Origin of the sequence: uncultured Phocaeicola sp. (assembly GCF_948499155.1) — a bacterium.
GTDB lineage: Bacteria > Bacteroidota > Bacteroidia > Bacteroidales > Bacteroidaceae > Phocaeicola > Phocaeicola faecalis.
Genome location: NZ_CAOOSE010000007.1, coordinates 151,048 through 172,316 on the forward strand (window position 1 = coordinate 151,048; position 21,269 = coordinate 172,316).

A 21,269-nucleotide genomic window follows, 5' to 3' on the forward strand; every position below is an offset into this window, starting at 1 on the left:
ACACCCTCTGTTGTTTTTTATAAAATCCGTGAGCCCGGCATTTCACCGGCAGCAAGAAGGATTATCTCCTTTTGCGGTGTCTCCTGCGGCGACGTTGTGATTTCTCATATTGATAGCGCTGTATCCGTCTGTAAACCGTATACACCAGCATCACTCCGACCGATACAAATATCACGACCACAATTCCCAATCCAAGATTATCCCCTTTCACACGCGACCACATTTCCAACACCGCCTCCGTACGGTCACCCGAATCACGAATCATGGCACAACGTTCCACCACACGACGATCAGGATACTGCACCTTGTCAATCCGGACACTATCTGCTTCCGGACCAAAGAAATAGCTCAAATCGGAATAATAGTTCAGAGCCGTATCTATCTTCTCTTCCAATATTTCGGGAGTGGCAACAGAACTCACATAACCGCAGGCGTCCATATTGCGCAAAGCAACTTCAGGACGGCACAGGTAATTGATAAAATAACTGGCAGCCTTCACATTGCGGGCATACTTGGGAATCACCCAACCGTCATACCACACATTACTCCCCTCCTCAGGCACTTCATAATCCAAGTTTACTCCCACAGCATCGGCTTCTTCGATTGCCCATACTGCATCTCCACTCCAAGTCATGTTGAGCCATGCCTTGTTTTTAGTCATCATCTCCTTTCCAAAATCAGCTTCCCAACCGGCTATCAGAGGCTTCATGGCCTTCAAGTACTTCTCTACCGTATCGACAGATGCCTGTGAATAGTTGTTCATCAACTCTTCCACCGTCACCTTCCCCTCTTTCAAGTTTTCGCTGTTGGCATAGATAAGGGCTGTTCCGTAGGCATCACGGTAGCTCTCTTTCATCAAGATTTTATTCTTGTACTTGAGATTCCACAGACTCGCCCATGTCTTGGCATCTTCCGCAGGAACATGGTCTGTATTATACAGAAGTCCGGCCGTTCCCCACATATATCCGATGGCATAATCGGAAGCACGGCGCCCCGGCTGACTCAACTTATCCAACTGCTCGCGGATATAGGGAGACTCGTTATGCAAATAATTAGGAGTCTTACCAAAAGCTGTATCAATAGGCAGCAACAGGTTCTTCTTCAACATTCGCTCGATGATATACTCTGAAGGACATACCACATCAAAGTCCTCATGACCGCGTTCAATTTTGGTCAGCATGATTTCATTGATATCGAAGGTCTGATAAACGATACGGATGTCCTCACCCGTTTGCTCTTTATACCATTCGGGAAATTCGGCAAGCACATCTTCATCGATATAGTCTGCCCAATTGTATATCTTCAGCACATTTTCACGAGGTTCGCCCGTGTTGTAGCATCCCGTGAGTGAAAGTAACCCGCAGGCGCATGCCACTATCCATTTATTCATCTTTATCTTCATCTTCTTATGCCTCTTTTTTCTTGCTCGAACGGCGGTTGATTATGATAAGCAACACCAGCACCAATACAAATATAATGGTTGAAAGGGGACGAAGTTCGGGAGTAAGTCCGCCTTTCCGCGCATCGGCATAAATATAGGTAGACAGAGTCTCCAGTCCTTCATTGCCGATAGTGAACACGGTAACGGCAAAATCGTCGATAGACAGTGTGACTGCCAGCATGAAACCTGAAATCATCCCCGGAAGTATTTCGGGAATAATCACTTTGCGAAGCGCCTGCATGGGAGTTGCCCCCAAGTCAAGTGCCGCTTCATAAATATTCGGGTTCATCTGTTTGAGGCGCGGCAATACACTCAGAATCACGTATGGCGTGCAAAATGTAATGTGGGCCAACACCACAGTAGTGTATCCCTGAGGAATACCCAGTGAAACAAACAGCAGAAACAGCGAGATACCGATGATGATATCGCCGTTCAGAATAGGGATATTATTGACAAAGCTGATTGCCTTGCGCGAACGGGCACGCAGATTGAATATGCCGATGGCAGTGATACTTCCCAATAACGTGGAAACCGTTGCAGCTATCAGCGCGATGGTCAGTGTATTAATCAGGGCATTGGTCAACGAGTGATGAGTGCCTGTGGTGAACAGCGACGAATAAAGTTTCGTTGAGAATCCTGTCCAATTGCCCAACACCTTTGCCTCTGTAAAAGAATAAATCATAATGATAAAGATAGGGGCATAGAGCAATAATAACAGGAGCCACAGGTATCCCTGGCATAATATTTTCTTTACCATAAGCCACCTCCTTCATCATTGCCCTTGTCATCTGAGGCAAACAAAGTGGTAGCACCAATCAAGAACAGCATGATAAGTGAAAGCGCTGCCCCATAGTTCCACATACTGTTATTGATATTTTCCTGAATGGTAGTACCAAACAGCTTTATATTGTTCATTGTCAGCAATTCGGCAATTGCAAATGTCGAGATAGTGGGCATGAATACCATGAGAATACCACTCACAATGCCGGGCATAGACAATGGCAACACTGCCTTAAAGAACACCTGTACCGGATTGGCGCCCAAGTCTTGCGCTGCCTCCACATAACTTTTATCCAACTTCTGCAATGTGTTATAAATAGGATAAATCATAAAAGGCAGGAAGTTATACACCATGCCGAATATCAACGCTCCTTCGCCCAACGGCACATTCATAAAGTCGAAAAGCGCCACTGTCGCCAACGTACGAATCAGGATATTGACCCACATGGGAAGGATGAAGAGCACTACAATGGTTTGCGCATACTTCATTCGGGTCTGCGTCAGAATGTAAGCGGCAGGATAACCCAACAGAATGCACACGACCGTCGTAATAATGGCAACGCCAATGGAATAGACAAACGTATTGATGGCCTCCGGATGGGCAAAGAATTTAGCAAAATTACCGAAAGTAAAATGCCCGGCATCGTCCATAAATGCATAAACCACTATCAGAAGAAGCGGAAGAATAACAAATATCGCCGAAAATATCACGTAAGGGATAGTCCAACTCTTACGCGAGGACAAGAAGAATTGTATTGTTCTGAGCACCTCTTTTCTTTTTTATTAATCTACAATCTTTATTATTTTAATCTTTTCAGGCAGAATACTGATACCCACATGGTCACCATTGTCCCATACATCGTTGGTATCTACATAAATATCTTCACCCCAGTCCGATGCAACAGTGAGGTGGTAATGGTCGCCTTTGTAAAGGATAAAACGCACATCGCCGGTTAATGTTCCGTCTTCTTCATTGTCTTGCAGGATAATATCCTTAAATGCCACCACTACTTTTACTTTTTCACCCGGTTCGATGTCCTTCACAGGCAGACATTCAAAATGGCAGCCCAAGAAATCAACATGATTTTCGTCTACCATCTCTCCCTCGAAAGTATTGCATACGCGCTCTTTCTTCATGATATGGATGTCAAACGGTTTAACCAGCAGACCTACTTCCTGTCCCACATCAAAGTGATGGTAGTCCTGCACAATAAACTCATAACCGTTTGCCACAACAACCATCTCATAATGTACTCCCTTGAAGATGGAAGAAGTAACTGTACCCGTAATCTGTGCAGCATCCGAAAGAGGGAAAATGTACCAGTCCTCAGGCCGAACCACCACATCTACAGGCATATTCTCGCCAAAACCTTCGTCCACGCACTCAAACTCTACACCGGCAAAACGCACTAACTTGTCTTTTATCATTACGCCGTTCAGGATATTACTCTCTCCGATAAAATCGGCGACAAATGAGTTGATGGGTTCATTGTAGATATCTACAGGAGTACCTATCTGCTGAATGCGCCCCTCACTCATCACCACAATCGTATCACTCAGTGTGAGAGCTTCTTCCTGATCGTGTGTCACATACACAAAGGTGATTCCCAATGTTTTATGCATCTCCTTCAGTTCCATCTGCATATCTTTACGCATCTTCAGGTCAAGAGCTGCCAACGGTTCGTCGAGGAGCAATACTTCCGGTTCATTCACAATGGCACGGGCTATGGCCACACGTTGCTGCTGACCGCCTGAAAGCGAGTTGACATCACGATATTCATAATCGGTCATCCCCACCATCCGGAGGGCTGCCTTTACTTTCTTTTCAATGGTCTGTTTGGGAAGTTTCTTGAGTTTCAACCCGAACGCTATATTGTCATATACATTCAGATGTGGAAACAAGGCATACTTCTGAAATACGGTATTTACCGGCCTTTTATGTGGCGGAGTTTGTGTAATCTCCTGCCCTGCTATTCGGATTTCTCCTTCCGAAGCGGTCTGAAAACCGGCAATAAGGCGCAAAAGCGTAGTCTTTCCACATCCCGAAGGACCCAGAATCGTTACGAATTCTCCTTTTTTCACGTACAAGTTGATGTTATCCAATGCTATTTTATCGCCAAAAAACTTGGAAACATCCTTAACCTCAATTATATAATTAGACTGTTGCATACTACTTTTTGTAACTGGACGACGAACGCCTCTACATTTTCGCGCGCAAAGATAGAGAAATAATCATAATTATCGGCTATTTGACATGGGAATCTGACAGAAATGCAAATATACGCTTCCCAATCAGACTATCCGGAAACAATGACACAACTAAAAGTACTGTTTTCCTGATTCCGGTTCATTCTTCACAGGCGGACATTCGGGCAATATGAACCAGAATGTCGATCCTTCTCCCAGCTTAGATTTCACCCCTATCTTGCCTCCCATTGCTCTGATAATGCTGCTGCATATCGGAAGCCCCAAACCGGTGCCCTGTTTAAAGCTGTCCAATTGGACAAAACGCTCAAACACCTGACTTTGATTTTCTTCCGGAATACCGCAGCCGGTATCTGTCACATAGAAATATATTTCTTCCTTCCGCTTTTCATATCCCATAATAATGCTGCCCTGCGTGGTGAACTTAATGGCATTGGTCATCAAATTGGATACCACCTGAATCAACCGTTGGCGGTCTGTGCGTATCATGCAGTCGCCCACACTTGCCACACATTTTATCACAACATCAGGATTGGCGGCATTTCGCATTTGGAATATCTTTTCCAATTCATACATCATGGCATTGACATTTACATTGCTCCACACAAAATCCAATGTATCCGACTCAATCTTCGAGAGATCCAAAATGTCACCTATCAATTGCAAAAGTTGGTTGCTGTTCTGCTCAATAATTTGCTTGAAGCTATCAAAATCTTCTTTGTCTTCCGAAGTGACCAACAGATTGGCAAAACCTACAATCGCATTCAAAGGAGTACGAATCTCATGACTCATATTTGCCACAAAAGCAGACTTCAGCTTATCTGAACTTTCGGCTTTTTCTTTTGCCTCGCGCAACGCTTCTTCCGTTTTCTTCTGCTCATTGATATCGACATTTACTCCCAACAAAACGATGTTTCCATTATCAGGATCGAATGTCTGCTGAATAAGAAACTGCTTAATCCATCTGGGCTCACCGTTCACTATCAGATGAATATTCCTTTCCAAAGGCTTCACCTTTTCATGTCTGGCCTTCTCCACATACTCCGTAAACTCCTGTTGCCGGGATGTATCCGTATCTACATATTTCATGTGGGAAAAGATGGTATTCAAATCTATTTCAGAAGAGACTCCCAGGTTCTTGAGATATTCCGGTGTCACCAACTGCTCATTCTTCAACAAATTTATAGAAGAGAAACCGATGTTGGAGGCAGATGAAGCTGCACTAATCATCTCGCGGAAACTCTTGTTTTGCCGCAAGGTTTTGTGAATTAAGGTATTCTCTACCCAAATAATCAGGATATTCTCCACATTACCGGCCGCGTCTCTCAAATAGTTGACAATAAAACGAAAATAGTGCACATCTTTATGACGACTCTTTACATAAACCTGATTAATCAACTCATAATCGTATTTCACTTCGCCCGATACCGGAATGCCGGACTTCATCATCTCCTTAAACTCAGGATTGATGCAGGGATTGGTATAAATATTGAGCTGATTGACTGCGTCCCCCTTAGACTCCAACCCCATATAGTCTACATAAGCGTCATTCACCTCTATCAGTGTTCCTTCTTTATCGCAAATGGCACAACCTACAGTCACATTATCGAAGAAACAAAGAAATTTCTCATTGCTGTGCTTCAATGAAGATTCCAACGCTCGCTCCTCACTGATATCATGTACGGTCAATATCACATAATCATGACCGTTAAGCGACAGATACCGTCCCGAAACCATCATGCTGTATAGAGTGGCAGGAAGGGAAGATATCTGAATATCCATCGTAGTCTCGAAATTACTAAAACTGCCGTGATTCTTAAGCACTTCTCTTATCTTACTTCTTATCAAACAGTTGCGACACTTCTCATGCTTATTGCACGTAGCTGTTTCACGAGCATACCGACATTGCAAGATTTCTCCAAAACACTTCCAATCTTCCCGGCAAGGCATATTACAAACCGTATAATAATTGGTTTTAACGACATGGGAAGTTTTGTCTATCAAGAAAATAAATTCATGGGCATTATTCCAAATAGCAGCGTAGAATTGTTGGGCTAACTTTATTTCTTTCGCCATAGTTCTTTCCCTGATAGTGGTCCATACTAACAAAAGAAACAGGATAGTAATTAGTGCAAGACTGAATATTAACATTTCATAAATGGTATTTAGGCACAAAGATAACCATTTGAAACAAATGCACTCACATTATCTTGCAAAAAAACACATAATATTCTATATATTCTTAATGGACAGATGAAAATAAAAACTTTTTTTTCTCTTCTGTATTAATTAAGTAACTATCTTTGCGTCCAAATTATAATATCATCACAATGAAAAAATTAGTTTATTTATTGGCAGTAGGAAGCTTGGCTTTCACTGCATGTAACAATTCACCCGCTTACAAAGTATCGGGAACAGTAGAAGGTCTTGCCGACGGCGACACTATTTATTTGCAGGAATACAAGAATGGCGACTGGGTGAAACTGGATTCTACCACTGTAGCAGGAGGTGCTTTCACATTCACCGGAAGACAGGATACAGCAACAAACTGCTTTATCATTTATGCAAAAGACGGAAAACGTAACCGTGCCGACTTCTTCCTCGAAAACGGAAATATCACTGTAGCATTGGGCGAAGAAAACAAAATCGGCGGTACTGCAAACAATGATGTTTACCAGCAGTTTAAAGACAACTTCATCGCTATGAGCAAAGAAATGAACGATATGTATCGTAGCGCAATGGCTGATTCTACACTGACTGACGAACAGCGCGAAAATGTAATGAAAGAAATAGAAAAGAAGGACAGTATCGCCATGGATATGGTCTTTAATACTATCGAAGCTAACATTACGAATGCGGTAGGTATACAGTTGCTTCCTTCTTATGCTGCTGCATTCGATTTGGAAAAACAGAAATCTTTAGTTGAAAAAGTTCCCGCTCAGTTTGCCAACAATGACCGTATCGCAAAACTGAAGAAACATATTGAAACTGTAGAAAAAACTGCTGTTGGTCAGAAATACATTGATTTCTCTATGGATACTCCTGAAGGTCAAACAGTGAAGTTGTCTGATTTCATAAGCAAGAACAAATACACATTGATTGACTTCTGGGCCAGCTGGTGTGGACCTTGCCGCAAGGAAATGCCGAATGTAGTTGCCGCTTACAAGGAATTCAAGAATAAAGGTTTCGGTATCGTAGGCGTTTCTCTGGACAACAATCTGGATAAATGGAAAGAAGCTATCACCACTCTTGATATCACATGGCCGCAGATGTCTGATTTGCAAGGCTGGAACAATGCAGGCGCAAAACTGTATGGCGTAAATTCTATTCCTGCCACTGTTTTAGTTGACCAAGAAGGAACTATCGTTGCACGCAACCTGCGCGGCGAAGATATTAAAGCCAAATTAAGCGAGCTTTTAAAATAAGAGAAGAGCAATATCCTATAAACGGAAATGGAGTGTGTCAAAACTAAACCAGCCTATCCAATCGTCAGCTGTAGGGGCAGGATTTGCCTGCCCGAAGACACAAAGTAAACTGTTTTCGGGCGAGCGAACCTCGCCCCTACGAACGAAACGACAGCATTATCCACGTTTTGACACAACCCCTTTCTATTATAAGAGAAACAGCTTTCACACAGAATCCCCATGAATAGGACGTTTCAATATCCGTTTTGTGTGAAAGGAGATTACTCTTCCTTTTGGAACACACACAGTCTTTCACTGTACTAAATATAAAAGAGAGCCGTCCCCCCAACAGGAAACGGCTCTCTTATTATATTATCATGAAATCACTCTGAGAAACAGAGAGATACACTTACTTCAATGAATTATACGAACCAACGAACATAGCAGAAGTCCTGACGGTGAGGCAAATCTACATTCTTCGGGAACATACGGTATGATACCTTAAAGCTGCCGGAGTTAGAAAGACTATGTTTAACCTGGAATGTGTACAGATTACCTTCTTTCTTGATTACTTCCATCGGCTCTACAGAATAGATATGCTCTTTACCTTCTGCATTGGTGTAAGTAGTAACCAGTTCGATACCTACAGCATCATCCAGTCCCTTTTCGTCCACTACATAAGTTATAGTATATTCTTTTCCGGTCTCGATATTACCGCTAGCCAATTCTTCATTCTTTTCGCTGGAAACGATTTCAATAGAATCCCATAATTCTGCAACCTTTTCCTTCCATGCGGCAATTTCTTTTGCTTTAGCATAGTCGTTAGCTACCAATTCTTTGAAACGTTTAGCTTCTTTGGTATAGAACTTAGAATAGTAGTCATCCAACTGACGCTTCATAGTGTAATGAGGAGCTACCTGAGCAATAGAGTTCTTGATAGTCTTCACCCAACCTTCAGAATAACCCTTGCGGTTACGTGCATAATACAATGGCAGGATTTCATTTTCCAGAATACTGTAGATAGTAGCAGCATCCAACTGGTCTTGATGATCCTGATTCTGATAAGTACGTTTTTCTGTCAACGCCCATCCTGCACCTTCGCGGTAGCCTTCCAACCACCATCCGTCGAGTACAGAGAAGTTTACTACACCGTTCATCAAAGCTTTCTCACCTGATGTACCTGATGCTTCCAAAGGACGAGTCGGAGTATTCATCCAAATATCAACGCCAGAAACCAAACGACGAGCCAACTGCATATCGTAGTTTTCCAAGAAAATAATTTTGCCCAAGAACTCAGGACGACGAGAGATTTCTACAATCTTCTTAATCAATCCCTGACCTGCACCATCGTGCGGGTGAGCTTTACCTGCAAACAAGAACTGTACCGGATAGTCAGGGTTGTTCACAATCTTAGCCAAACGTTCAATATCAGTAAACAACAGATGTGCACGTTTGTAAGTGGCAAAACGACGAGCGAAACCAATCATCAAAGCATTCGGATTGATCTTTTCCATCAAAGAAACGATGCGTGAAGGATCACCCTGATTCTTCAACCAACTTTCACTGAACTGCTTGCGGATGTGGTCTACCAATTTATTCTTCAAAGCCTGACGAGTTGCCCAGATTTCTTCGTCAGCCACATTATATATAGCTTCCCAAATCTTTTCGTTAGACTGGTCTTCCATAAAGTTGGGAGCAAAATGCTTCGCATAGAGCTTTTTCCATTCTGTCGCACTCCAAGTAGGGAAATGAACACCATTGGTTACATAACCTACATGGCTTTCTTCGGGGAAATAGCCCTTCCAAATACCTGAGAACATTTCCTGAGATACTTTTCCGTGCAACCAACTCACACCGTTTACTTCCTGACAAGTGTTGCAAGCAAAAGTAGACATACAGAAACGCTCGCCGGCATCTCCCGGATTGATACGTCCCATATCCATCAAATCTTGCCAGCTGATACCCATACGTTGCGGATAACCGCCCATGTACTTGCCGAACAAACCTTCATCGAAGTAGTCATGACCGGCAGGCACCGGAGTATGAACCGTATAAAGAGAAGAAGAACGAACGACCTCCAAAGATTGGTCGAACGTCAAACCACCTTCTACATAGTCACACAGACGCTGAACGTTGCATAATGCAGCATGTCCTTCATTACAGTGATAAATATCTTTCTTGATACCTAATTTCTTCAGCATCAACACACCACCGATACCTAACAGTATTTCTTGCTTCAAACGGTTTTCCCAGTCACCACCATAAAGCTGATAAGTGATAGGACGGTCAAACTCGCTGTTCATTTCATTATCTGTATCCAACAGATACAAAGGAACACGACCTACATTGACTTTCCACACATAAGCATGAACGAAATAGTTCAGATAGGGAACATCGATAACCATCGGTTGTCCGTTGTCATCCAATACACGTTCGATAGGCAAACTACCGAAATTCTGAGCTTCGTATCCTGCTACCTGCTGTCCGTCCATCGAAAGGCTTTGAGTAAAATATCCATAGCGATACAAGAATCCGACACCACACATATCTACGTTGCTGTCTGATGCTTCTTTCAGGTAGTCACCTGCCAAGATACCCAAACCGCCCGAATAGATTTTCAGAACGTGTGTCAAACCATACTCCATACAAAAATAAGCTACAGAAGGGCGCTTGGCGTCGGGCTGCACATCCATATAAGCTCTGAACTTTGCATATACATCGTTCATGCGTTTCAGGATATTTTTATCCTTTGCCAGTTTTTCCAGTGTTTCATAGCTCAATCGTTCTAGAAGAACTACAGGATTTTGTCCAGCTTCCTTCCACAAAACAGGGTCTAAATCTCTAAACAACTCAGTTGCCTCGTAGTTCCATGCCCACCAGATGTTGCGTGCTAATTCTTCTAACTTTTTCAATTCCTCAGGAATGCGTGATTTTACAGTTACGTCTTTCCAAGTAGGAGTATTTGCATTACTAATCTTGATTTTCATGTCTCTCTAATTATATTAATATTATATTCAATTTTCAACCTAATAAAAGCCTTTTCTGTGCATTGCGTAATGCCACGTCATAAGCCTCATAATAATATTTAATAAAGTGCTTCCACAAAGCTTTTTCCGCAATGTCGGCAGCACGTTTACGTATCATCTTGATTTCAGCCTCAGTCATGCCGGAAAATACCGAAATATTATCTTTTATAACGTCTGCCACTTCAGAATAGTTGTAGTCCGAACGGTGAATCACTTTCACACCATCTTTCAGCTCACTATACGAACCCTTCAGTGAATTCACCCAAAGTCCGAAACCTGCCAAGTCAGTAGTGATTGTCGGCACATGGAAAGCAACACTTTCAAGCGGAGTATATCCCCATGGTTCATAATATGAAGGATAAACGCTCAAATCATGTCCCAATACCAAATCATAGTACTCCATATTAATAATGCCGTCTTTTCCATCCAAATAGCAGGGAACAAAGATAACCTTCACTTTATCGTTGGCAGAATTTGCCATTCCCAAATACTTCATCATGTCGAGCACCTGGTCGTGACTCATGTTATGCAACCAATGAGTAATAAACGGGCATTCCAACGGAGTAGTATAGTTTTTATTGCTCTTCAAACGTTCCATCAAATCTTCACGAGGGTCTCCCACCCATCCCGGAACATTGATAAATGCCAATACCTCCTTCTTCAGATTCTTGTCACGAGTCAATCGGTTCAAAGCTTCCAAATACACATTGATGCCTTTATTCTTAAATTCGTAACGTCCACTGGTGCCTAATATCAAAGTATCATCACTCAAATTTACTCCCAATAACTTATTAGCGAGATTCAACAGAGTGGCGCGTGCTTTCTTACGTTTAGCAGTAAAGGTACGTCCCTGTGGAACAAAATCATCCTCAAAACCATTCATTAAAATCACATCTGCCGGTTTCTCCAACAGTTCCTTACATTCATTATTAGTGATTTCACTGACAGTGGTAAAGCAATCCACATGATGTGCCGTTTGCTTTTCTATAGAGTGCTTGGCCTCCATATTAAGTTCACGTGCCATCTGATCACCATTGTAAGCAAATAAATAATCGTAAAGAGGTTTATTGTTACCGGCAATCGAGCGGCCGATAGAAGTAGCATGAGTAGTAAATATTGTTGCTATTTCGGGAACTGCCTTCTGTAGATAGAGTGCTCCCATACCTGTCATCCATTCGTGAGCCTGATAAATGACCTTATCATTTTCCGTCAGATTGAATCGGTAGAAACTTTCAACAGTTTTTCCTGCTGCATAAGAGAACATGGATGCTTCGTCATAATCTCCGTATGCATGAAGCGAATCCACTTGGAAATCTTCCCACATTTGTCCGTATATCTCATTCTTCTTTGAAAAGAACGGATAAAAATCCACTAATATAACTATGGGTTCTCCAGGGATATTCCAACGTCCGATACGGACTTTCAAACCATCGTTTTTCAAAGCATGTCCACGCCATGCCGCACACAAATTCTCATTCTCGATAAACAAGGGGTTCTCTTTTCCTGCCCACACATCCGGACCTATAAAAAACACTTTATCCTTGTAAATATCTTGCAGTGTTTTTGCTCTTGTTGACAACACTGTATAAATGCCCCCTACCTTATTACACACTTCCCAACTCGCTTCGAAGATATAACTGGGGGTTAATAGTTCTTTTGCCATCTATATACCTAATCTTATTTTCGAGTGCAAAGGTACACAATTTCAATGAGATAATAAAGTTTTTCCAGAACTTTGTTAGAAATTTCAGACTCACTTATTAACTTTTACCATTTCATATTTAACATTTATCACAAAGAAAGCTGATATAAGTAACAATAGTAAGTATTTTAATCAATTTATTCTCCTTTAGGACAAGAAAAAGGGCTATTTCCGTAAATATACGAAAACAGCCCCTTTTATTAAAGAACTAATCTGATTATGCAACCAATGCAGAACCCATCAAGAAGGTTGCAGCCAAAGCAACAATGGCATACAATTCGGGGAATACAGCTAAAATCAATGTATTACCGAATACATTGTGTCCCTGACCGATGGCAGCGATACCATTGGCACAAACTTGTCCCTGACGAATAGCAGAGAAGAGTGCTACAAGGCCCAAGGCGATTCCCGAACCAAGCACGGCAGCAGCCTGAATACCTGTAATAGCCGGAGTCAAAACACCGAAAATACTTTGAAACATGAAGTAACCGGCGAAACCATACAAACCTTGTGTACCGGGAAGTGCGGTCAACACCAAGAAGTTACCGAAAGCGCTGTCGTTCTTCTTTAATGCGCCGATAGATGCATTACCTGCTATAGTTACACCGTATGCACTACCTATACCTGATAAACCAACCATAATTGCGATGCCTATGTAGGCAATCAATAAATTCATTTCCATAATTCTTCTATTTTTTAATTTTTAAATTCTTTATTTATCAAACTCTTCCTAAAAGGAAAATTCCTTTTTATGTCATCCTGAACTTTACAAAGGATCTGCAAGCAAGTTTGCAAATTTTTCATCTCATTCAGAACAACAAGCTGAATAAATTTTAAACAGCTCTAATTTTTAAATGGCTTATATTCCTTGCCTCCACCTTCGTAACCCGAATTCTTGAAGAACTCTACAAAAGTAAGACGCATCGGGTGAACCATTGCACCCAGAATATTCATAAACATATTGATAGAGTGACCAATCAGGAAAATTAGTACCATCACTATCGGACCGGCAATAGCATTGTCGGGACTCATACCCGCAGCCAGGCTGTTAAACACACTGGCAAGAATACCGCCCGAAAGTCCTAATGCAAACAAACGCACATACGAAAGGATATCACCCAGCAAGCCGGTCGCCATATTGTAGGAATCCCACAAACCCAGACCGATGTTGAGGAAAATATTCTTTCCGGGACTGTTGAACAGGAAAATAAGCACTGCGGCTATACCCAGTATTACCAAATGGGCTGTTCCACCCATCGGCATCACATCACCCAAAAGGAATGCCAATGCCATACTTACCAGTACTATAATCCATCCGACTGTGGAAAGTGCATACTTAAATCCGAACTGGATTGTCTGATTAGCAGCTTTCAGTATCATACCAAAGATAATCTGTACCGCTCCCAAAATCAATGAAAGGTTGAACATCCACTGATTGTCAAGGAAGAACAAATCGCGCATCTTGTTAAAGAACGGAATATCGTTACCATACAGATTGAATCCGAAGAATGTCCCTGTCAGCATACCGCAGAAGAAGGTAGCGGCTCCCAATAACTGCACCAAAGTCAAAACAGACTTCATGGATGCACTGATGTTCTTCGCTACCATGCGATAAACAGTCACTCCCAATACCATGAACAGACCGTAACCCGAATCGCCCAGACACAGCCCGAAGAAGAGCATAAAGAAAGGGGCAAAGAATGGAGTCAAATCCAGTTCATTATATTTAGGAAGCATATACAACTTCATAATCGGTTCGAATAGACGGAAAAATCCTTTGTTATTGAGCTGAATGGGTACATTGTCTTCAGGAGTTGGATCAGCAACTTCAAAGTACACCTCCTGCCGGTTCAGGAACTTTGTGATTTCCGGAATCCGTGAAGCCGGCGCCCAGCCTTGCAGCAACATCAATTTGTTGTCCGCAGCCTGTTCCGTATTCAGCACAACTTTAGAAAATTCTATCTGCGAATGAACATTAGCCTGTGCAGCTTGCAAGGAAAGTAACTTCTCCCCTGCTATGGCAGTCAGCTTCTCGTCCACTTCCTTTATCTTTTGCTCCATGCCTTCGCACTTGGCAATGAGCCGGCTCAGTGACATTACGGGCAGTTTGGCTGTCTCCACTTCCAATTCGGGCAATGAACCTTTCTTAGTTATAGTGATAAAATAGATGCGTGAACCGATACGGTTGATCTCCGTAGCATGGTACGCTTCCAGCCATTCCTCATTAAAGTTTTTCTCTGAGCAGATATAGAAATTCACCTGATATCCAGCATCTTGTAATCTCGTAACTGATGCTGGGTCAAAGTCTCCCCATACTTCCAATGCGGCACGTTCCTTGTCACAAGCCTGCAACTGGTGTTGTAACTGCGTCTTTTCCAGTTGAAGGGCTTCCACTTCTTCCAGTGCTTTTTCTCCGCGAGCAACATCGCCTTTCTGCTCTTTCAGTTCGGCATTGAGTGCTTGCAGAAACTTTACTGTAGAAGTGTAGCGGTTGGACAGGCGGATGCTTTCCTGAAGTTCGGTGTTCTCCGGTGTTCCCTGTGCTTTTTCTGCCACGTGGATTACGCCCAAGTCACGGATGCTTTGCAGGAATTGTTCATATTCCTTATGATAGATAAGGAAAGTCAACTTCTTCATTTTTGTAATCATGCCTCTGCCTCCTTTCTTTTCTCTTGAATGGATTTCAAAATCTTCTGCGATGATTTGGACAGGTTCTCCTCGTCCTCCATAAATCGTTTAATTTTTCGCAGAGCATCCTGATATCCGGGTATCTGTACCTTCTCAAAAAGATTCACTTTTTGAGTGGTCTTTTTACGCGCATGTTCCAGTAGGTTCAGTTTGGCAAGCATAAATTCCCTTTCGATAGCGGTCTGTGCCAGCCCTTTCAACAAATGTATTCCGTCGGAATACCATTTCGGACTGTTGAACAGGCTATAGGGACGAATGTCAAAGTCTACGTTTTCCAACAACGGAACCCGTACACCGGCAATCTTCTTTATACCCAAATGAACGTCACTCACTTTTATTAATGAAGCATCAAACTCATTCCAAAGTGCGAACATGGCCTCGTATGCCTGAATTTGTTTTTCAAGCCTTTCCTCCAGCTCGGCAGCTTCGGTCTTGCATCTCTTTACTTCCATACGCAAGGCGCTTTCCTTATTCTTAATGATAGGAAGCGTGCGCACGCGGACCTTGAGTTGCTTCTCAAGCTGCTGTAGCGAGGTCTTGTTATATTGAAACTTTATTGCCATTTCGTTCTAACTTTTTATTTATCATCCGAAGGGCTTTTATTCTCCGAAACGATACTGCTATTACCTTTCTTTTGATAAATGAGTTCTATTTCTTCCAGTGTTCTTCTACCAGTTCTTTCTTGATGTTCACCTCTTCCGGCTTAAAGTACTTGCTGAACAATCCCCATGTAACATCCAGCATTTCAGTAGTATCCAGATTCACATCAATGGCCAGCAATTGGTTTGCGTAATCTTTGGCGAATGCCAAAGTACGTTCATCATAGTTAGTCAGGTCAAAACCGTTTTCCATCTTAGTCTTGGCATTGGCAGCATCGGCATATAGACGCACCGCAGCATTCATTACTTGTGGATGGTCTTTACGAGTCTTCTTACCACTCACCAACTGTTTCAAACGGGACAACGAACGGAATGGGTCAACAATAACCTTACCGATATCACTATCACGACGCAGGAACAACTGACCTTCGGTAATATAACCTGTATTATCAGGAACGGCATGTGTAATATCACCGCCACTCAGGGTAGTTACCGCAATGATAGTGATTGAACCGCCTGCAGGGAATTGAACCGCCTTCTCGTAAATCTTCGCCAAATCCGAATAAAGAGAACCCGGCATAGAGTCTTTGGACGGGATTTGGTCCATACGGTTGGACACGATAGCCAATGCATCGGCGTAGCTGGTCATATCGGTCAGCAACACCAATACTTTCTGGTTATGTTCTACTGCAAAATATTCGGCAGCCGTCAACGCCATATCCGGAATCAGCAGACGTTCTACCGGCGGATTTTCCGTGGTATTTACAAAGCTGATGATACGATCAAGCGCACCAGCGTTAGAGAATACATTTTTAAAGTACAGGTAGTCATCGTTTGTCATACCCATACCGCCCAGAATAATCTTGTCCGTTTCAGCACGCAATGCTACGTTTGCCATTACTTGATTGAACGGTTGGTCGGGATCGGCAAAGAAGGGGATCTTCTGTCCTGACACCAATGTATTGTTTAGGTCGATGCCGGCAATACCGGTTGCAATCAGTTCCGACGGTTGTTTACGACGAACCGGATTCACTGACGGACCACCGATAGGTACTTCCTGTCCTTCTATTTCCGGTCCCCCGTCAATCGGGTCACCGAAAGCATTGAAGAAACGTCCGGCCAACTGCTCGCTTACTTTCAGCGTAGGCGATTTACCCAAAAATACAACCTCGGCATTGGTGGGGATACCTTCCGTACCCTCGAATACCTGCAAGGTCACTTCATCGCCCATGATTTTTACCACCTGGGCCAACTTACCGTTTACCATAGCCAATTCATCATAGCCTACTCCTGACGCTTTCAGCGAACAAGTAGCCTTGGTAATCTGGCTAATCTTAGTATATATCTTTTGAAATGCTTTTGTTGCCATCTCTACTAATTATAAATTAAAGATTAAATATTAAAATCAGACGCTTCTCTCGGCAACCAACTCTTGCAACTGCTTCTTGAAATCTTCGTATTTCTCAGATTTATATTTCGAATAGTTCATCTGTTTGCAGATATTGATCATCTTCTTAAAGTAATCCATTACTTCAAGGAAGGTGTCAAACTTAAATTCCGTATGACAGATGTCGATGACCATGTTCAGGATATCTTCCTGACGTTCCATCGGGGTTACAGAGTCAATTTCATCGAAGGCATCCTGTTGCAGAATCACAAAGTCAATCAATTCCGATTTCCAGAAAATGACATGATATTCCACAGGTACACCGTCATCACCCAAGATATTAATCTGTTCGGCAATTTCCTTACCGCGCAGCAACCGGGTCTTGATTTCGTTTACCTTACCAATCCATTCACCGTTAATACGTTTTGCGATATAATCCTCAAATTCAGGATATTCCAAATACTTGGAATAAGAGTCAATCGGATTCACAGCCGGATAACGTTTTCTATCAGCACGTTCCTGCTCCAAAGCATAGAAACAACGGGCCACCTTCTTGGTATTTTCGGTTACAGGTTCCTTCAAGTTACCACCTGCCGGAGATACGGTACCGATAAAGGTGATAGAACCGCTCTCATTATTATTCAGATGCACATAGCCTGCACGTCCGTAGAAGTTGGAAATAATAGCTGAAATATCCATCGGGAAAGCGTCCGGGCCAGGCAATTCTTCCATACGGTTGGACATTTCACGCAATGCCTGCGCCCAACGGGAAGTGGAGTCTGCCATCAACAATACCTTCAGTCCCATGGCACGATAGTATTCTGCAATCGTCATGGCAGTGTACACAGATGCTTCGCGGGCAGCAACCGGCATGTTTGAAGTATTCGCGATGATAATGGTACGTTCCATCAATTTACGTCCCGTATGCGGGTCTACCAATTCGGGGAATTCTGTAAAAATTTCCACAACCTCATTTGCACGTTCGCCACAGGCAGCGATAATTACAATATCTGCTTCTGCCTGTTTAGAGATAGCATGCTGAAGCACAGTCTTACCGGTACCGAACGGACCGGGGATAAATCCCGTACCACCTTCTACAATCGGGTTTACGGTATCAATCACGCGCACACCGGTTTCCAGCAGTTTATAAGGACGCGGTTTTTCTTTATAATTAGTCATAGCCTTCTTCACCGGCCACTTCTGAATCATGTTCACAGGAATATCTTTTCCGTCTTTATCTGTCAGGACAACTACTGTATCTTCAATACTATATTCGCCTTCCTTTACAATAGATTTTACCTTATAAGTACCATCCAACTGGAATGGAACCATAATCTTCAACGGTTGGAAGTTTTCGTCTACCTGACCTAACCAAGCCGAAGGCCCTACTTCATCTCCCACTTTTACCAACGGAATGAAATGCCATTTCTTTTCCTTGTCCAACGGATAAGTATATTGTCCGCGTTTCAGGAAGACACCATCCATTTTGTCAAGATCGTTTTGCAGACCATCGTAGTTTTTAGACAACATACCCGGACCCAAAGTCACTTCAAGCATGTGTCCTGTAAATTCGGCTTCGGCACCCACTTTCAGTCCACGTGTACTTTCAAACACCTGCACATACACATTGCTGCCTACCACCTTAATAACCTCCGCCATCAACCGGTCGCCGCCTGTCAGAATGTAGCAAATTTCATTCTGAGCTACCGGCCCGTCAACGGTGAGAGTAACCATGTTGGCAATTACGCCACTAACAGTTCCTTTTGTTGCCATATATCTTTAATCTGTTTATTATCTGAATTCTTCGGGAATCTGTACCTCATCCTTCAGTTTGTCAATAATCTGACGGAACAATTCGCTTCCCTTTTCCTTATCCATAGAAATCCAACGGCCAATCATTTCCAGTTTCAATAAGAACACGAAAATCCGTTCTACCGTAAAATAGTTGAAGAAGACAGCGTCTTCCATCCAGTTCCATTTCAACAAATCTATCTTCTTTTCCCTTTCCACCAGTTCATCAATCTCGCTGATGCGTAGCACCGGTTCAAAATACTCCAGCATCTCGGTCAAGCCGAAATCGCGGGCATTCGAGGTGCGGACCATTTCGCTCACATCAGTCTTGCCCACTACCACCTGTGACACGTCCATCTTGTATTTACGTGCAGCCAGTGCAGCCAGTATATTATTGACATTCAGATTAAATTCAAACCAGGAAGAAACGAATTGATTACCGCAGTTCATGGCGTAAGCATAATAATATGCAGATAGCATATCCTCCGCACGATAGAGTTCTTCGGCAGGAAGAGTCAGATAAGCAGTAATAAATTCATAAAGGTAAGATGGATATTTCTTATCCGGAGCATCGCCTTCACGTACCGAACTAATAAGTGCCAGTAACTCATCCGCGGAGTAATTTCCATCGGCATCGGTCACTGCTTCTTTATCTTTCAGCAGTTTCAGCAAATTAGCATTATCGAATTTTAGATAAAACAAGTCAATTAGTTTTCTATCCTTTTCCGATAATTCCGGGTATAATTCCGATTTAAAATTGGCGACCGTATAGTTCAGCTTACCATCTTCCAATGAAAGATCCGGTAAACCGGCTACCAGGCAATAATAATTTGTCATAGTCACGTTTTAAAACAACATTTCTACTAATTGAGGACGGAGGAAGTCTTTGAAGTAGTTTTCAAATTCCTCTTCACCGAAGTTTACTTTGTAAGAACCATCAGCCGGTGAAATCGTGAAAAGAGCTTTAGTACCGTTCACTTGATCTATTTTAACTCCTTTGTCCAACAAAGCTTTGGCATTTGCAGCAAAATATTTTTTAAGTCCTTCAGCGTCTGCAGTAGAGATAACGATAGGCTCGTTGGCAGACCATTGAGTAGCTAAGGAAACGATAAATTTATTCAGATATTCCTTGTCGGCCACAAAATCTTTTACTGCTTTACTTACTACCTCATTTGTCAGTAAAGTAGTAATTTCGGTTTTCAATGCATTCACTGCTTGTCCGGCAAACAATTTAATTTCTGATCGTGTATTTTCGGCTGTTTCTGTTGCCGATTTACGAGCGGCTGCAACAATAGATTCAGCTTCTTTACGAGCATCCTCTACAATCTTCGCTGCTTCTTCGCGAGCGTTACTGACAAGTCGCTGTGCTTCTTCGTTTCCTTTTTCCACACCTTCGCGATAAATCTTATCGGTAAGCTCCTGAATTTTATTTTCCATATTCTTAGAAGATATTTTTTTGAGTTTAACACTTTCTTTCTTCAATAATTTCAAAAAGAATAGCCCAAAAGTACAAAATTCAATGATAGAAAAAGAATTTAATGATAGAATTTACACTAAAAGTACTGCAAAAAGAGAAAAATATACCACATTCATGTTACATAACATAATCTCTCTGCTAAGTAGATTAGTAAATTATTAGAGAAAAGGATATTTTTCATTCCCTTTGATAAAGAAAAGGGTGTATGAAAATCATAGACTAAATATATTCGCGAATGCTGCTGCCTCTCGCTTGCTCCTCTCAAGAAAGAATGAAGCCACGTTCAACTATGGATAATCATAATCATGGATCAATCCGAAAGCCCTGTGGGTGATAAACGTGAACTATGAGTTACAATTGCTGGTATCAAATCAAGCGATCGTCTGATATACTTAATTTATAATGCCTTAAAAGAATCTGCATTCTTACATTGTAAGATTGGAATTTCCTCAAAATATGATGCCACACACTTTTTAACTTAATCTATAATCATATCTAACACGAATCTTTTAAACACGAGTTCCACCGTTTTTTTAGGGTCAAGTCAAAAAGTATGTGGGCATAATATTGGAGAAAAATTGAAAGTCTGCAATGCTAAAAACATACATCCTTCCAAAGTATTATAAATCAAGTACATCAGACGAGCACCTGATTGGACGTCAGCATTGTAACTCAGAGTTCATGCTTATCACCCACGGGGTTTTCAGATTGACCCCAACATAGTATTTCAATTTTAGAGATTATACACTATAAATACAAAAAGCCTCCG

Annotated in this window: 15 protein-coding genes; 1 reads left to right on the forward strand and 14 read right to left on the reverse strand. The window is 42.2% G+C overall.

Annotation, left to right across the window (positions count from 1 at the left end):
- Positions 1 to 61: 61 nt before the first annotated feature.
- From QYT14_RS07805 to QYT14_RS07825, 5 genes are all read right to left on the reverse strand, one after another.
- Positions 62 to 1,402, reverse strand: a complete 1,341-nt coding sequence (locus QYT14_RS07805) for an ABC transporter substrate-binding protein (RefSeq protein WP_288324716.1) — start codon at positions 1,400 to 1,402, stop codon at positions 62 to 64.
- 4 nt (positions 1,403 to 1,406) lie between these two features.
- A complete protein-coding gene (locus tag QYT14_RS07810; protein WP_237039275.1) occupies positions 1,407 to 2,198 on the reverse strand; it encodes an ABC transporter permease in 792 nt (263 codons plus the stop codon).
- Entirely contained in the window at positions 2,192 to 2,989 is a 798-nt protein-coding gene (locus tag QYT14_RS07815; protein WP_288324715.1) for an ABC transporter permease, read from the reverse strand. The genes QYT14_RS07810 and QYT14_RS07815 overlap by 7 nt, the downstream gene beginning before the upstream one ends.
- A gap of 15 nt (positions 2,990 to 3,004) precedes the next feature.
- Positions 3,005 to 4,390, reverse strand: coding sequence for a polyamine ABC transporter ATP-binding protein (gene potA, locus QYT14_RS07820; RefSeq protein WP_288324714.1), 1,386 nt, complete (start codon positions 4,388 to 4,390; stop codon positions 3,005 to 3,007).
- Between the two features lie 150 nt (positions 4,391 to 4,540).
- Positions 4,541 to 6,502 (reverse strand): PAS domain-containing sensor histidine kinase, encoded by a 1,962-nt coding sequence (locus tag QYT14_RS07825; protein WP_288324713.1) that lies wholly within the window; start codon positions 6,500 to 6,502, stop codon positions 4,541 to 4,543.
- Between the two features lie 254 nt (positions 6,503 to 6,756).
- On the opposite strand from QYT14_RS07825, the gene QYT14_RS07830 reads away from it, so the two are divergent.
- On the forward strand, positions 6,757 to 7,851 hold the full coding sequence (locus QYT14_RS07830; protein WP_237039271.1) for a TlpA disulfide reductase family protein: 1,095 nt from the start codon (positions 6,757 to 6,759) through the stop codon (positions 7,849 to 7,851).
- Positions 7,852 to 8,252: 401 nt separating this feature from the next.
- Here QYT14_RS07830 and QYT14_RS07835 read toward each other — a convergent pair whose 3' ends face one another.
- The 9 genes from QYT14_RS07835 to QYT14_RS07875 form a co-directional block, all read right to left on the reverse strand.
- A complete protein-coding gene (locus QYT14_RS07835; RefSeq protein ID WP_237039270.1) occupies positions 8,253 to 10,817 on the reverse strand; it encodes a glycosyltransferase family 1 protein in 2,565 nt (854 codons plus the stop codon).
- A 34-nt stretch (positions 10,818 to 10,851) separates the two neighbouring features.
- Positions 10,852 to 12,519: a glycogen/starch synthase gene (locus tag QYT14_RS07840; protein ID WP_288324712.1), complete on the reverse strand. Its 1,668-nt coding sequence runs from the start codon at positions 12,517 to 12,519 to the stop codon at positions 10,852 to 10,854.
- 256 nt (positions 12,520 to 12,775) lie between these two features.
- A complete protein-coding gene (locus QYT14_RS07845) occupies positions 12,776 to 13,240 on the reverse strand; it encodes a V-type ATP synthase subunit K (protein ID WP_288324711.1) in 465 nt (154 codons plus the stop codon).
- A 161-nt stretch (positions 13,241 to 13,401) separates the two neighbouring features.
- Positions 13,402 to 15,207 (reverse strand): V-type ATPase 116kDa subunit family protein, encoded by a 1,806-nt coding sequence (locus tag QYT14_RS07850; protein ID WP_288324710.1) that lies wholly within the window; start codon positions 15,205 to 15,207, stop codon positions 13,402 to 13,404.
- Positions 15,204 to 15,809: a V-type ATP synthase subunit D gene (locus QYT14_RS07855; protein ID WP_005939038.1), complete on the reverse strand. Its 606-nt coding sequence runs from the start codon at positions 15,807 to 15,809 to the stop codon at positions 15,204 to 15,206. The genes QYT14_RS07850 and QYT14_RS07855 overlap by 4 nt, the downstream gene beginning before the upstream one ends.
- An 85-nt stretch (positions 15,810 to 15,894) precedes the next feature.
- On the reverse strand, positions 15,895 to 17,214 hold the full coding sequence (locus QYT14_RS07860) for a V-type ATP synthase subunit B (RefSeq protein WP_237039267.1): 1,320 nt from the start codon (positions 17,212 to 17,214) through the stop codon (positions 15,895 to 15,897).
- A gap of 36 nt (positions 17,215 to 17,250) precedes the next feature.
- Positions 17,251 to 19,005: a V-type ATP synthase subunit A gene (locus tag QYT14_RS07865; protein WP_237039266.1), complete on the reverse strand. Its 1,755-nt coding sequence runs from the start codon at positions 19,003 to 19,005 to the stop codon at positions 17,251 to 17,253.
- An 18-nt stretch (positions 19,006 to 19,023) separates the two neighbouring features.
- Entirely contained in the window at positions 19,024 to 19,860 is an 837-nt protein-coding gene (locus QYT14_RS07870; RefSeq protein WP_237039265.1) for a DUF2764 domain-containing protein, read from the reverse strand.
- Positions 19,861 to 19,869: 9 nt separating this feature from the next.
- Positions 19,870 to 20,460: a V-type ATP synthase subunit E family protein gene (locus tag QYT14_RS07875; protein WP_286156713.1), complete on the reverse strand. Its 591-nt coding sequence runs from the start codon at positions 20,458 to 20,460 to the stop codon at positions 19,870 to 19,872.
- Positions 20,461 to 21,269 lie beyond the last annotated feature (809 nt).

Coding starts and splice junctions, on each gene's coding strand:
- QYT14_RS07805 (WP_288324716.1), bottom strand. CDS start 1,402: ATGAAGATAAAGATGAATAAATGGATAGTGGCATGCGCCTGCGGGTTA.
- QYT14_RS07810 (WP_237039275.1), bottom strand. CDS start 2,198: ATGGTAAAGAAAATATTATGCCAGGGATACCTGTGGCTCCTGTTATTA.
- potA (WP_288324714.1), bottom strand. CDS start 4,390: ATGCAACAGTCTAATTATATAATTGAGGTTAAGGATGTTTCCAAGTTT.
- QYT14_RS07825 (WP_288324713.1), bottom strand. CDS start 6,502: ATGGCGAAAGAAATAAAGTTAGCCCAACAATTCTACGCTGCTATTTGG.
- QYT14_RS07830 (WP_237039271.1), top strand. CDS start 6,757: ATGAAAAAATTAGTTTATTTATTGGCAGTAGGAAGCTTGGCTTTCACT.
- QYT14_RS07835 (WP_237039270.1), bottom strand. CDS start 10,817: ATGAAAATCAAGATTAGTAATGCAAATACTCCTACTTGGAAAGACGTA.
- QYT14_RS07840 (WP_288324712.1), bottom strand. CDS start 12,519: ATGGCAAAAGAACTATTAACCCCCAGTTATATCTTCGAAGCGAGTTGG.
- QYT14_RS07845 (WP_288324711.1), bottom strand. CDS start 13,240: ATGGAAATGAATTTATTGATTGCCTACATAGGCATCGCAATTATGGTT.
- QYT14_RS07850 (WP_288324710.1), bottom strand. CDS start 15,207: ATGATTACAAAAATGAAGAAGTTGACTTTCCTTATCTATCATAAGGAA.
- QYT14_RS07855 (WP_005939038.1), bottom strand. CDS start 15,809: ATGGCAATAAAGTTTCAATATAACAAGACCTCGCTACAGCAGCTTGAG.
- QYT14_RS07860 (WP_237039267.1), bottom strand. CDS start 17,214: ATGGCAACAAAAGCATTTCAAAAGATATATACTAAGATTAGCCAGATT.
- QYT14_RS07865 (WP_237039266.1), bottom strand. CDS start 19,005: ATGGCAACAAAAGGAACTGTTAGTGGCGTAATTGCCAACATGGTTACT.
- QYT14_RS07870 (WP_237039265.1), bottom strand. CDS start 19,860: ATGACAAATTATTATTGCCTGGTAGCCGGTTTACCGGATCTTTCATTG.
- QYT14_RS07875 (WP_286156713.1), bottom strand. CDS start 20,460: ATGGAAAATAAAATTCAGGAGCTTACCGATAAGATTTATCGCGAAGGT.